The sequence below is a fragment of the Melioribacter sp. genome (assembly GCF_049325435.1).
Taxonomy (GTDB): Bacteria; Bacteroidota; Ignavibacteria; order Ignavibacteriales; family Melioribacteraceae; genus Melioribacter; species Melioribacter roseus.
Window position 1 is genome coordinate 135,087 of record NZ_JBMOLD010000013.1, and the last position, 13,590, is coordinate 148,676.

15 protein-coding genes are annotated in these 13,590 nt (G+C 39.7%); 4 read left to right on the forward strand and 11 right to left on the reverse strand.

Features of this window, described 5'->3' with window-relative positions; all coding sequences use genetic code 11:
• The first annotated feature begins 37 nt into the window (after positions 1 to 37).
• Genes purF through ACOYVE_RS09575 form a run of 4 tightly spaced genes read left to right on the forward strand, consistent with a single transcriptional unit; the run spans position 38 to position 3,976 of the window.
• Positions 38 to 1,543, forward strand: coding sequence for an amidophosphoribosyltransferase (gene purF / locus ACOYVE_RS09560; protein WP_014857175.1), 1,506 nt, complete (start codon positions 38 to 40; stop codon positions 1,541 to 1,543).
• Positions 1,544 to 1,563: 20 nt separating this feature from the next.
• Positions 1,564 to 2,145, forward strand: a complete 582-nt coding sequence (locus ACOYVE_RS09565) for a CDP-alcohol phosphatidyltransferase family protein (protein WP_422881684.1) — start codon at positions 1,564 to 1,566, stop codon at positions 2,143 to 2,145.
• Complete coding sequence (gene ftsY / locus ACOYVE_RS09570) at positions 2,132 to 3,061, forward strand: signal recognition particle-docking protein FtsY (protein ID WP_014857177.1); 930 nt, start codon at positions 2,132 to 2,134, stop codon at positions 3,059 to 3,061. Before ACOYVE_RS09565 ends, ftsY begins: the two co-directional genes overlap by 14 nt.
• Entirely contained in the window at positions 3,062 to 3,976 is a 915-nt protein-coding gene (locus ACOYVE_RS09575; RefSeq protein ID WP_014857178.1) for a diacylglycerol/lipid kinase family protein, read from the forward strand.
• A 235-nt stretch (positions 3,977 to 4,211) separates the two neighbouring features.
• On the opposite strand, the gene ACOYVE_RS09580 is transcribed toward ACOYVE_RS09575, so the two are convergent.
• The 11 genes from ACOYVE_RS09580 to ybeY are packed head-to-tail and all read right to left on the reverse strand — an operon-like array spanning position 4,212 to position 13,590.
• Positions 4,212 to 5,063 (reverse strand): 3-hydroxyacyl-CoA dehydrogenase family protein, encoded by an 852-nt coding sequence (locus ACOYVE_RS09580; RefSeq protein ID WP_014857196.1) that lies wholly within the window; start codon positions 5,061 to 5,063, stop codon positions 4,212 to 4,214.
• 16 nt (positions 5,064 to 5,079) lie between these two features.
• Positions 5,080 to 5,904, reverse strand: coding sequence for a PSP1 domain-containing protein (locus tag ACOYVE_RS09585; RefSeq protein WP_014857197.1), 825 nt, complete (start codon positions 5,902 to 5,904; stop codon positions 5,080 to 5,082).
• Positions 5,901 to 7,031: an ATP-binding protein gene (locus ACOYVE_RS09590; RefSeq protein ID WP_081489523.1), complete on the reverse strand. Its 1,131-nt coding sequence runs from the start codon at positions 7,029 to 7,031 to the stop codon at positions 5,901 to 5,903. Before ACOYVE_RS09590 ends, ACOYVE_RS09585 begins: the two co-directional genes overlap by 4 nt.
• Positions 7,012 to 7,242 (reverse strand): DUF2795 domain-containing protein, encoded by a 231-nt coding sequence (locus tag ACOYVE_RS09595; protein WP_014857199.1) that lies wholly within the window; start codon positions 7,240 to 7,242, stop codon positions 7,012 to 7,014. The genes ACOYVE_RS09590 and ACOYVE_RS09595 overlap by 20 nt, the downstream gene beginning before the upstream one ends.
• Positions 7,243 to 7,255: 13 nt before the next feature.
• Positions 7,256 to 8,170 carry a M23 family metallopeptidase gene (locus ACOYVE_RS09600; protein ID WP_422881687.1) on the reverse strand — a complete coding sequence of 305 codons (915 nt, stop codon included), beginning with the start codon at positions 8,168 to 8,170 and terminating at the stop codon, positions 7,256 to 7,258.
• 59 nt (positions 8,171 to 8,229) lie between these two features.
• Positions 8,230 to 9,240, reverse strand: a complete 1,011-nt coding sequence (gene hprK, locus ACOYVE_RS09605) for an HPr(Ser) kinase/phosphatase (protein WP_014857201.1) — start codon at positions 9,238 to 9,240, stop codon at positions 8,230 to 8,232.
• A gap of 2 nt (positions 9,241 to 9,242) precedes the next feature.
• Positions 9,243 to 9,542, reverse strand: coding sequence for a ribosome hibernation-promoting factor, HPF/YfiA family (gene hpf, locus ACOYVE_RS09610; protein WP_014857202.1), 300 nt, complete (start codon positions 9,540 to 9,542; stop codon positions 9,243 to 9,245).
• Entirely contained in the window at positions 9,539 to 10,447 is a 909-nt protein-coding gene (locus ACOYVE_RS09615) for a tyrosine-type recombinase/integrase (protein WP_014857203.1), read from the reverse strand. Before ACOYVE_RS09615 ends, hpf begins: the two co-directional genes overlap by 4 nt.
• Positions 10,448 to 10,458: 11 nt before the next feature.
• Positions 10,459 to 12,669: a type I DNA topoisomerase gene (gene topA, locus ACOYVE_RS09620; RefSeq protein WP_422881689.1), complete on the reverse strand. Its 2,211-nt coding sequence runs from the start codon at positions 12,667 to 12,669 to the stop codon at positions 10,459 to 10,461.
• An 11-nt stretch (positions 12,670 to 12,680) separates the two neighbouring features.
• Positions 12,681 to 13,160, reverse strand: coding sequence for a DUF494 family protein (locus ACOYVE_RS09625; protein ID WP_422881690.1), 480 nt, complete (start codon positions 13,158 to 13,160; stop codon positions 12,681 to 12,683).
• Positions 13,153 to 13,590: an rRNA maturation RNase YbeY gene (gene ybeY, locus ACOYVE_RS09630; RefSeq protein WP_422881692.1), complete on the reverse strand. Its 438-nt coding sequence runs from the start codon at positions 13,588 to 13,590 to the stop codon at positions 13,153 to 13,155. The genes ACOYVE_RS09625 and ybeY overlap by 8 nt, the downstream gene beginning before the upstream one ends.

A 13,590-nucleotide genomic window follows, 5' to 3' on the forward strand; every position in this document is an offset into this window, starting at 1 on the left:
TTTTGTATCATAATTTTTTCAAGAAGATAAAAATAAAATGTCAGATAGATATTTCGAGTTAACAGCCTCACACGACAAGCCTCAATGTCATTGCGGCGTTTTCGGTATATACGGCTGTAAAGATGCGGCGCTTAAAACTTATTACGGGCTTCATGCTTTGCAGCACAGGGGCCAGGAAGGCGCGGGGATTGTTACCGCATCGTTGAATCAAAAAGGACAGAAAGTTTTCAGGTATCATAAAAATTTCGGGCTCGTCTCCGAGGTTTTTAACGATCAGAATTTATTTGAAAATATTTTGACAGGCGCCTGCGCTATCGGACATAATCGATATTCGACTACCGGTTCGGCCGATTCCAAAAAAAACATACAACCGTTTGTTGTAAATTACCGTTCAGGAAATCTTGCCGTAGCGCATAACGGCAATCTTACAAATGCAAAAGAACTGCGGAAAAAATTAGTAGCCGACGGAGCCATTTTCCAGACGACGAGCGACACCGAAGTAATCCTTCATCTGATTGCAAGGAGCAAATTTGACGATCAAATAGACCAAATAAGAGACGCGCTGCGACAGATTAAGGGAGCATACTGCTTGGTTATTATGACCGACGATAAATTAATCGCAGCCCGCGATCCGAACGGATTCAGACCGCTTGTCGTAGGCAAAAAAGAAAATGCGTTTATTGTGGCTTCAGAAACCTGCGCGCTCGACATCAATTCGGCGGAATACATTCGAGATGTGGAACCGAATGAAATTTTGGTTATTGACGATGAAACGCTGGAACAAGGCACATTTAAATCTTATTCGATATTCCAGGAAGAGAATTCCAAAAAGCATTGCGTATTCGAATATATCTATTTTTCACGACCGGACAGCAAAATTTTCGGCACGAATGTCGACAAAATAAGACGAAAACTGGGTAAAATTCTGGCAGAAAAACATCCGGTTACAGATCCCGACGGGGAGAAGGTAATAGTAATCAGCGTGCCGGACAGTTCTAATACTGCCGCAATCGGATATCAAAGTCAACTGGCAAAAATGGGTATCCCGTCGAGACTCGAAATCGGACTTATCAGGAGCCATTACATCGGGCGTACATTTATTCTGCCGGGTCAAAAAGCTAGGGAAATCGGAGTGAAAATCAAATTCAATACAGTAAAAGGCGTGCTCGAAAACAGGACAATCGTTCTCGTGGACGATTCAATTGTGCGCGGTACGACTTCGAAGCAATTGGTGCGCTTGCTCCGGGAAGCCAATCCAAAAGCCATTCATCTGAGAATTTCCTCTCCGCCAATTGTAAGTCCTTGCTATTACGGAATGGATTTCCCTTCTCAAACGGAGTTGATAGCTTACAAGTACAACAGCAACATCGAAGAAATACGAAAATACCTCGAAGTCGATACGCTGGAATATATGACCGTCGAGGAAATGCTCGAATCGATGGTCGACCATTCGCCGTCCGAATTTTGTACGGCTTGTTTCTCAGGCGAATACCCGATACCGGTAGAAATCGGTATAAGCAAAGAAGAATATGACATTCAATAATAATAAGATATAACTATTAGATGAGAAACAGCATAAATAATAAATTAAACGTTTTTACTCTTCCTAATTTGCTAAGCTTTATACGCTTGTTGACAGCCGTTCCACTATACATATTTTTATCGGATTTGGAAACAGGAGCAAATCGATATTACGTACTGATTTTTATATTTATCGGTTTCCTAACGGACATGTTGGACGGTTATATAGCCCGTAAGTACGACAAAATAAGCGAATTCGGAAAAATAATCGATCCTCTGGCCGACAAGGTGGCAATTTTGGTAATAATTTTACAGTTATACCGACACGACTATATCGTGCCGCTCTATTTTTGGACGGTTATTTTACGCGACCTTTTGATTTTTACCGGCGGAATTATCGTTTCACAAATTATTAAAAAAGTGCTCCCGTCCAATCTTTTGGGTAAAATCACCGCTTTTTCAATAGGACTTTATCTGCTCCTGGTTATAATCGGACTTGAAATTACGCTGCTTTATAAAATAGTCTTTTATATAAGTCTTTTGCTCTGTTATCTTTCGCTAATCGGATATGCCGTAAGAGCATACGAATCAATAAAATGGTACAAGAGAAATGAAGCTGTTTAAAAATATAAATTTCGGTAAACTGAAAGAAGGCTTATCTAAAACAAGGGATAACCTTGTAAATAAAATATCGGAGACTATCAGCGGAAAGGCAAAAGTCGACGAGGAAACCCTAGAAGAACTCGAAGAAGTACTTATTACGAGCGATATCGGTTCTCAAATTGCCGAAGAAATAATAGAGAAAGCCAGGGCGCTTTTCAAAAAGGAATCCGACAGATCCGTCGATAATTTCAAGAAAATTATTAAAGAGGAACTCGAAGCAGTCTTATCCCAGGCAAAAACAAACGGAGAAATAGATTTATCACAAAAACCCTACGTAATTGTTATAATTGGAGTTAATGGATCCGGCAAGACAACTTCAGTAGGTAAATTGGCTTATAATTTCAAAAGATCCGGTCTGAAAGTAAAAATCGGTTCAGCCGACACATTCAGAGCCGCCGCCAATGACCAACTCGAAATTTGGGCTAATAAAGCGGGCGTGGATATAATCAGCACGAATACAAAAGAACCTTCCGCCGTAGCTTTCGATACTATTAAAGCGGCGCAAAAAGACGGTACGGACATTGTAATAATCGACACGGCAGGCAGACTGCATACTCAGAAAAATTTGATGGACGAACTTAACAAAATTCACCGTGTAATTAATAATCTTTTGCCTTATGCTCCCAATGAAATTTTAATGGTACTCGACGGCACAGCCGGTCAAAACGCCGTTCGTCAGGTGGAAGAATTTGAAAAATATACAAAGCCTACCGGCATTATTATTACAAAACTTGACGGCACGGCAAAAGGCGGAGTAATTTTCAGAATCATATCGGAGAAAAAAATTCCGGTTAAGTATATCGGAGTAGGCGAGGGCATCGAAGATTTACAGGATTTTTCACCTAAGGAATTTATCGAAGCCATGTTCGGAAATTAAATGGACAAAGAACATCAATATTTGTTTGTCATTAATCCCGCCGCCGGGAAAGGCAAAGCCCTCAATTCTCTGGATAAGATTAAGGATTACCTTTACCGTAAAAAGGTAGAACACCACATCGAAATATCCGAATTTCCCGGACACATAATTAATCTGGTCGAGAAATTATCCGATAACTTCACTCATCTGATATCGGTAGGCGGAGACGGAACACTAAATGAAGTAATAAACGGCATTAATCCCGATTCAAATCTTTCTCTCGGCGTGCTCCCGCTGGGCACGGGAAACGATTTTGCCAGAAATTTGAGACTCGATAAAAATATCGACCGGAATTTGAATTTGATTTTCAATTCCACTACGGTACGAAATTTTGACATCGGCTCTGTTAAGATTAAAGAGAACGGTCGAGAAATCAATTTTCGTTTCATCAACAGCCTGGGAATTGGCTTCGACGCTCTTGTGGCAAAATTAAATCAAAGGTCAAAACGGTTAAACGGTATTATTTCTTACATTTATGCGGTTTTGGGTGGTTTAATGAAATACCGCCCCCTTGATGTGGTAGTAAATGCCGATACGGTTAAAATCGAAGGGAAAAAATTACTGATTACCGTCGGCAACGGACTTACTTCCGGAGGCGGTTTTTATTTGACTCCGAATGCCAAGATTGACGATAATCTGCTGGATATTTGCGTCATCGATCATATGTCGAAACTTAAAATTCTCCGTAAATTACCTTTGGCCGTAATGAACAAACTCGAATCTGCAAAAGAGGCAAATTTTTTCAATTCCGAAAAGATAGAAATTAAACTCAACACTCCTTATTATGTACATGCGGATGGAGAGATTATATCAGAGCGGGCATCCGAGATTACCGTAACAATATTAAAAAACAAATTAAAAATAATTTCAAACTGAGATGCTAATAAAGAAACCTAAACATAAGGATTTCGAATATTTACCGCGGTTTTACAAGCCTGAAGAAGACCGCGAGGAACGTTTAAGAAAACGGCTCGGTTTCAACAGAAAAAGAAAATTCAAAAAAAAGGGCAGAAGTCCGTTAATCTGGCTGGTTTTATTGATACTGGTAATTTATCTATATTACAGATTCAGTAATTTATAAATCTTAGTTTACATAATATACATTATGTGCTTATTTGTATTTGTAAAATCCTTCGCCTGATTTGCGTCCTAATTTGCCGGCTGAAACCATCTTTTTTAATAACGGACAAGGTCTATATTTCGAATCGTTATAACCTTCATATAAAACTTCCATTATTGAAAGACATACGTCCAAACCGATAAAATCTGCTAGTTCAAGCGGTCCCATCGGATGATTCATGCCTAATTTCATTATCGAATCGATACTTTCCGCAGCAGCCACTCCTTCATAAAACGCAAAAATAGCTTCGTTAATCATTGGTATAAGTACGCGATTGCTAATAAAACCCGGATAATCATTGACTTCTACCGGAATCTTGCCGAGCTTTTTAGCCAGATCAATTACTTTACCGGTTGTCTCGTCCGAAGTTTCGTATCCTCTTACAACCTCAACTAGTTTCATAACCGGTACCGGATTCATAAAATGCATTCCGATAAAATTAGCGGCGCGCTCTTTAGGGGCCAGCGCAGTTATCGAAATTGAAGACGTATTGGAAGCTATTATTGCTTCTTGTTTCAGAATTTTAGTTAACTGATTGTAAATATTCGTCTTAACTTCATATTTTTCAACCACTGCTTCAACTACAATATCCGTATCCGGACTGATCTTATCCAAAGTATCGATAATTTCAATTCGTTTCAACGCTTCATTTTTACCATTTTCATCGATTATATTTTTTTTAATCTGTCTGTCCATATTTTTCGAAATAATGTCGAGAGCTTTTTCCAGTATGGCTTTGTCAATATCGCATAATTGGACTTTGTATCCGTTTAATGACAGCACATGGGCTATTCCGGAACCCATAGTTCCGGCTCCGACAACGGCGGTAATTTTAAAAGGCATATTTATCTCCAGTAAGTTATTCTACTTCGTAAGAGAGGCAGCATTTGAGCTTGCCGCAAGGACCGCTCAATTTTCCCAGACTAGACATTAAGTTTTGTTCAGTGGCAAGTTGTGTTGTAATTTTTCTAAAATTATTCAAAAACGAGGAGCAGCAGAATTCCCTGCCGCATGTTCCGATTCCCCCGATTTCTCTGGCTTCGTCCCTAACTCCGATTTGACGCAGTTCAATGCGGGTTTTAAATTCAGCGGCAAGCGTTTTTGCCAGTTCTCTGAAATCGACTCTTCCGTCTGCGGTATAGAAAAAATAAAGTTTTTTTCTGTCGAACTGGTAATGAATTTTTACGAGCTTCATTTCGAGCTTGTGATGCGCAACGGCATTTTTGAAAAATCCGATAGCCCTTTCCTCGTCCTTCAAATTGCGATTCAATTTCTGGGCGTCTTCGGAATTCATTTTACGGATTATTACCGGCAATTCCTCGCCGAAGAGTCCCATCGAGCTCCTTTTTATACGAACTATTTCTCCGATCGATTTGACCTGAGCAATCTCGAGCTCGTCGTTTTGTTTAACAATAACAAAATCATACGGAAACAGTTCCAGTCCGTTTTCAACCACACAATACTCGCAATTGAGCAGTCCGTCGCATTCTATTTCCACAATATTGCGTTTGTCGAGCGGAGCTCTGGAATAAAATTCCGGCTTACAATTAAAACAACCGTGGTGCGAACAGGCGTGAAATTTGTCTATAACTATTGATTGGTATGATCGAGTCTTTCCGTTGGATGGAATAAATTTATCCGTAGACTTAATTTCCGTATTGTCAGAACGATTTATATAAATCAATTTAAATTCCTCATCGACAATGAAGCCAATTCAAATATAAGGCTAAGAGTTATCACATTCAAGTTCAAATTTCCGGACAATCCTTTTTCGTATTCGGTCAAATTTTCAAAGACTTTTTCGACCTGGGCGTCGGGAAATTTTTCATTAAATTTAATCAGGGTATCCCTAAATTCCTCGAAATAATAATCGTCGTACGAAAAACGATTGCGAATCAGATCGTTCAGCCAGACTTTTATAAGCGCAATCGCCAGCGCCAGTTCTTCGCCTTTTTTGGAGCCGGCTAATTTATTTATATGTTCGGATGCGGTATGAAACTTACGCGCAATTGAATAACGCAATATCGATATAACGGTTTCAAGCAGAAATTCGATATCGTATTCAATCAGTTTGAGCGCTTTCTGCACCGATCCGCCTGAAAAATGAGCGGCTCTGCGAGCGCTATCGTCTTCTATACCGAATTTACTTTTTAATATATCGACTACGCTTTTTTCACTCAAAGGTTGAAATTTTATTTGCCAGCATCTGGACTGAATAGTCGGCAACAGTAGATCGATCTTACTCGTTACGAGAATAAAAACAAGTCCTTCGGGTGGTTCTTCAAGGCTTTTCAAGAGCGCATTTTGAGCTTGATCGTTCATTAAATGGGCATCCAGAATAAAAACAAATCGATACGGAATATCGTGATAATCCACGCATATAAATTTTTTGATGTCGCGGATACTATTAATTTTTATAGTATTTGCGCCGTCTATATTTAATTTATGATAAGGATTCTCGATCAGTTTTTCTATTTCCTTCTGCAGGTTTTCAACTTGATTTTGTGTGAGTTTAGCGGTAGGAGAATCGTCGGGTGTTTCCCCCTTTCCTCTCGGAAGAGGCGTTATCAACTTTATATAGGGTTCTCTCAGTTTTTGAATTTTTTCGATGTGATGGATATCGGGAGAATACTCTTTGTAAATTGCTTCGGCAAAATTAAGAACCGTATTGAATTTACCGACGCCTTCGGAGCCATAAAAAATCAAGGCGTGTGGTACACGCCTTGACTTAATAAATCTGTTCAATATTTCAACGGCTCTGGTTTGTCCGCAGACATTCTCCCACATGTTATCAGGATTTGTATTCTTCATCGTCGTTGTAAAAGAAGTCTTCGTCTGTCGGGTAATCAGGCCATATATCTTCAATCGATTCGTATGGCTCCTCGGTATCTTCGAGTTCCTGCAGATTCTCAATCACTTCCAAAGGAGCGCCAATACGTTCGGCATAGTCAATCAGTTCTTCTTTCGTAGCGGGCCACGGAGCATCGTCGAGATACGATGCCAATTCGATGGTCCAAATCATATAACTGTCTCCTCTATTTTTTTACAAATTCAAATAAATCAACATCTTCATAAATAAAATTCAAAGGATTCAAAGGAATATCATTATGCCTTACTTCATAATGTAAATGGGGACCGGTTGACAATCCGGAATTCCCCGAAAGAGCAATAAGATCGCCTCTTTTTACTTTTTGTCCTTTTCTCACTTTTGTCTGCTTTAAGTGGGCATAAACTGTCTTGTATCCGAAGCCATGGTCGATTTCGAGCGTAAGTCCGTAGCTGCCTCTTCTGCCAGCAAAAGTAACTATACCGTCTCCGGGCGCATAAACTTTTGTGCCGACATCAGTAATAATATCGACGCCGTTATGCATTCTTCGAACTTTTAATATCGGATGCAATCTTAATCCGAAATCGTCTGCAATTGTTCCCTCGCACGGTTTAATTGCAGGCATCGAGGCAAACAATACTTCGTTTTCCTTTAATTTTCTTACGATTTCATTGTAATTCTTACGCTCGGAAACGACATCGTTTTCAACTTTATTGATCAAATTATCGATATTTTTAACGAAATTTGAAATTGTAACGGGATTATTGGTCGTCAAAGGCGTAAATACGGCCCCTCCCGTTCCGAATTGACTGCTGTCGACGTCCAGGTTAGCCGTAAGCCTCAAGGAATAACTTAAATCCTTTAGCTCTTTTACCCTCTTATCGAGTTCCACATATTTCTCCGTCATCGTTTCGAGTCTCGACCGTAACAATGCGTTGTCTTTTTTCAACTTTCTTATTTCAGAATCGGGGTTTATATACTCGTTAACGACCAGGTAAGTTCCAAAAATAAAGAAAGAAATGACGACCGAAACGAAGGTCACAAGAAACAGGAACTTTTTGTAGAAGTTTTCGACTTCTACAAATTTGAGCTTAGATTTTGAAAAGTAGTAAAATTTTTTCATAACATTTAATTTGTGTGGCGAAAATAATAAAACCTCAGTCGGGTGTCAAGAAGAAAAGACTATTCGAAATCGTGTTCGAAATAGTCGACCGTCCGGTCGTAATCTTCGCCTTTTTTACGAATTTGATCCTCTATTCTTTTTTGTAAAATTTTTGCCGCGTCGTATCCGTAATGTTTCAGCAAATAATTGATGGCGATAATTTCCGAAATTACGGTAATATTTTTTCCTGGAATAATCGGAAGTTTGATGTACGGTATCTCAACTTCGAGGATTTTAATAAACGTATCTTCGAGTCCCGTCCGCGTGTAATTGACTTTATCGTTCCAGATTTCGAGCTCGACTACCACTTCGAGTCGTTTCTGATATCGTATTGCTCGCACGCCAAACATACTTCGGATATCGATAATGCCGATGCCTCTTAATTCCATAAAATGTTTAACCAGGTCGGTTCCGGAAGCCATCAGAATTCCTTCGCCCTTTTTGGTCAGAATTACGACGTCGTCAGCGACCAATCTGTGTCCCCTTTCGACAAGGTCGAGCGCTACTTCGCTTTTGCCTATGCCCGATTTGCCGGTAAATAAGATACCGACGCCGTAGACGTCTACCAGCGAACCGTGCACCGTAATTCGCGGCGCAAATTGATCGTCGAGAAAATCTCCGAGTAAATAAATCAATTTAGTGGTTGTATAATCCGAACCGAAAATCGGTATGTTAAATTTATTTGCAAGTTCTATCATCTCCGGCGAAGGCAGATTGCTGTTCGTAATAATGATGCAAGGAATTTCGAATTTAAAAATACGATTCAAAGAATCAATCCGTTCTTCTTTAGACAAACTGTGAAGATAACTCATTTCCGTATTGCCGAACACCTGGATCCTGCTGTAAGCAAACAAATCGAGAAATCCGGCAAGCGGCAAACCCGGACGATGAAGGTTTTGATCTTTGATTTTTCTGTCGAAACCGACCCGGTCGTTTAGCAATCTTAACTTGAATTTTTCTTTTGTCTTATTGAAAAAGAAATCGACTGTAATAAACTCTTTTCTTGAGATATTTCTATCGTCAAGCTTCATTATTATTTCCTTGCAATCCTTTGTGTTTTGACTTTTTTGAGCTGTCTGATCAATTTTTCGACGGCGGCGGAAACCGATTTTTCGAAGTCGTCGCTCGAATGCGAAACCGATAATGTTTTTCCCGGTATTTGAGCAATTATTTCGGCGGTTTTTATGCTGTCCTCAAGTTTTGTGTAGCTCAATATGACGTCGACGTCCAGAATATCGTCGTAAAATTTTTCAGCCGACTTGATTTCCTCTTTGATGAAATTCTTCAAGGAATCTTTTGCTCTGAATTTACGGGATGTAATTTTGATATTCATAACGACTCCTTTTTTGATTTTGGATGAGCTTGTTTGTAAATTTTTTTGATTCTTTCGATACTGACGTGCGTATAGATCTGCGTAGTGGAAAGATTCTCGTGGCCCAGGAATTCTTTAACTGCCAGAAGATCGGCGTCGTTGTCGAGCATATGAGTCGCCGAACTGTGTCTCAATATATGCGGGCTCTTACGTTTTAATTCGTAGCCGCTTAAAAGCTTTTTTACAAGTCGATAAACATAAAATCTGTCCACCGGTTTGCCTTTCAGTTTAATCAAAAAGTCGTCGTGGCTTTTTGATTCCAGAAATGCAATATATTCCTTCAAAATTTTATGCGTTTTGGAACCGACCGGCGCATACCTTGTCTTCGAACCTTTGCCCCATACTTTTATAACTCTGTTATCGAGGTCGATATCCTTCAATTTTAGAGCAGTAAGTTCGGAAACGCGAAGGGCGCACCCGTACAAAAGCTCAACAATAATTTTATTGGCGCGTTTAATTTCGTCGTCTTCTTCCGACGAATCGATCTTTGCAAGAATCTCCTCGTAATAAGAAGCGCTTATAGTTTCGGGCAGTTTTCTTTTGACTTTCGGATTCGGAATTTTTTTTATCGGATTCGTTTTTATAAAATTATTCTTGAAAGCAAATTGAAATAGTTTTCGCAATGAAGACAATTTACGGGCGACGGACGTTTTGCTAAGTCCGGCTTCGTTCAGGTTTACGAGGTAATTGCGCAGATGGCGTTCGGAAATTTGATCGATAGAGGAAATTCCGATTTCCTCGCAAAATCCGGCAAATTGATTCAGATCTATCGAGTAAGCGTCGATGGTATTTTGAGAAACCCGATTGACACCCGACATTTCAGACAACAGCCTGCCGATTATATTTTTTATATTTCCGTTGGGCATAAATTTTTGTGTTAGTCGTTGTCGACTTCTTCCGCTTTCGGAAGTTTCCACGTAGCGTATTCACAGTCGGGATATCTGCTGCAACTGTAAAAAATTCTTCCGCGTTTAGTCCTTTTGGGAGTCAATTCGCCTTCGCCGCATTCCGGGCATTTAATGCCGGTTGTAATCTGTTCGGTATAATCGCAATCGGGATAGTTTTCGCATCCGATAAATCTGCCGTATCTGCTTTCACGATAAATCGTTTGCCCTTCGCATTTAGGGCATTTATTGCCGGTATATTCGGGTTCGTTTTTTGTATTGCTGATCTCTTTGAGAGATTTGATGTTTTTACATTCGGGATAATTAGTGCATGCGAGAAATTTTCCGTATCTGCCAATCTTCAGCTCCATGTCGGAGCCGCATTTGTCGCATTTAATTTTTTCGAGCGTCGATTCGACCTTTGCGAGAGTTTCTGAAAACGGCTGATAGAAATCTTTGAGCACCTGGACGTAATCATTTTCGCCTTCTGCTATCGAGTCGAGTTCGTCTTCCATTTTTGCCGTAAAGCCCACATCAAATATATTCGGAAAATTCTTCACTAAAATTTCATTTACTTTTTTCCCCAGCTCAGTCGGAACCAATTTACGGTCGACGCTTTCGACGTATTTTCTGTCGAGAATAGTGCTTACTATCAGAGCGTAAGTGCTCGGACGTCCGATACCTTTGCTTTCCAATTCTTTGATCAAACTGCTTTCGGTATAACGAGCGGGCGGCTTAGTAAAATGCTGATTCGGGTTAATTTCTTTCAACGCCAAAATTTGATTTTTCTTGAGTCCCGCCGGAATTTTAGCATTTTTCATATCGTCGTCATTATTGTTTTCATCATTTCCGTTTGAATCGTCGTACACTTTAAGAAAGCCGTCGAACAACAGAGCAGAACCAGTGGCTTTAAAAACAAACTTGCCTCCCCTGACGGAAACGGTAGTATTTTCGAGTAATGCCGGTTCCATTTGCGAGGCGATAAAACGGTTCCAGATCAACTCGTAGAGTTTGAACTGTGCGGCGTCCAGGTAAGGTTTTACGTATTCGGGGGTATGCTTCAGAGACGTGGGACGAATAGCTTCGTGAGCGTCCTGAACGTTCTTCTTTTTTGACTGGTAAATTCTGGGCGCCTCGGGCAGATACTTATCGCCGTACTGGTTTTTGATATGCAGACGGGCGTCCTCTAAAATTTCGTCGCTCAGACGCGTAGAGTCTGTTCTCATATATGTAATCAAACCCGTCAATCCTTCGTCTCCGATGGCAACGCCTTCGTAAAGTTGCTGAGCCAGCATCATAGTGCGGCGTGGCCGGAAGCCGAGCCGTCTGGAGGCTTCTACCTGCAGTGTGCTTGTGATAAATGGAGGAGCGGGATTTCTTTTCGTCTGGCGTTTGTTAATTTCGGAAATCTCAAAATCTTCGACGTTCTTGATTTCCGATAATATTTTATTAGCTATCTCTTCGGAGTTAATGGCAAAATTTTCTTTAAGAAATTCTTCCCAGTCTTTATCCGTCATTTCGGGTTTGGGTTGAATTTTCAACTGATTGCCTTCGATTTCAAAGAGTTTAGCCGAAAATTCTTCGCCGCTGTCTGTTTTGAAAATGGCTACAATCGACCAATACTCGGTCGGAATAAACCTTTCAATTTCCTCTTCCCGTTCGCAAATCAAACGAAGAGCAACCGATTGAACTCTGCCGGCGGAAAGCGAACTGCCGTATTGATCGATAACGGCTTTCCAGAGAAACGGGCTTACCTGATAGCCGATAATCCGATCCATTACACGACGGGCTCTTTGCGAACTAACCAATTTATCGTCAATCCGCAGAGGATTTTCGAGCGCTTTGTTAACGGCATTTTTTGTTATTTCATTAAACAATACGCGTCGCACTTTTGCTCTGTCCTTTTCATTAAGAATATCGAGCACATCCTGCGCAATGGCTTCGCCTTCACGATCGGGGTCGGTGGCAATATAGATATTTTTCGACTTCGACGCCAGATTCTTGATTCTTTTAATAATATCGCTCTTACCGCGTATTGTTACCATTTTAGTTTTGAACTGATCATCCACATCGATGCCCAATTTACTCTTGGGCAAATTTTTTATATGACCTACCGTGGCTTCTACAATATATTTTCTGCCTACGTATTTATTTATTGTCTTGGCTTTAGACGGGGACTCAACAAGAATTAGATCTTTGCTCATAATTTTTCACCTTAATTGACGGAATCGGAAGTGTAAAGCAGAATTCGGCTGCCGGGCGGAATGTCGGATTCGAAATCGACCAGAGACAGCAGTACAATCCAGTTCAATTCGTTTCGACTTACCTTATTTTCCGGAAACATCGAAATCTGTTCGAGTATATCCTCGAGCGTCGTAGGATTGATTAACCCCACATTGATTAAATGCATCAGATAATTATAATTTTCCACGCCCAGTACGTCCTTTTCTTCTTCGGTCAGAAAACGGAAGCTCTTTCTGGATTTATGTATACCTGCTTTTTCTTCCAGCATTTGGAAGCTGTTTTGAAGAATGATTTTGTCATAAATCAGACTAAAGGCTATACTGAGAGTCTGTTTGTCATACTTTTTCTTTTGAGAAAAATATTTATTCAATTCTTCGAGCGATTTCCCTTTACCCAGACCGTCCAGAATTTTTGAAATTATTTCAATTACTTTGGGTTTCATGTTATCCATTGAACAAATTTCCTAAAAGTTTTGCCTTTTTAACATAAAAATCTTCTTTAAGTTTCATATCTCTCCGCAGTTTCTCTGTAACGTCGTCAAATCCAATTAAATGCAAAATTCCGTGCACAACCAGTCTTTTTAATTCATCATCGAAATTAACTTCGTATTTTTTAGCATTTTCTTCGGCAACATTATAACAAATAAAAATTTCTCCGTCAATAATAGTATTATTTTCCGAATAATTTAATGAAATAACGTCTGTAGCATAGTTATGGTTCAAATATTTTTTATTTAATTCGATGATTGACGGTATATCGACGATATTTATTTCAAGATTGATTATTTTGAGTTTATTTTCGTCTTTAAGCAATTTAACAATTTTATGGATTACTTTTTTCGAAATTTTAAACGACGAATAAACATGTACATATCTGATCAA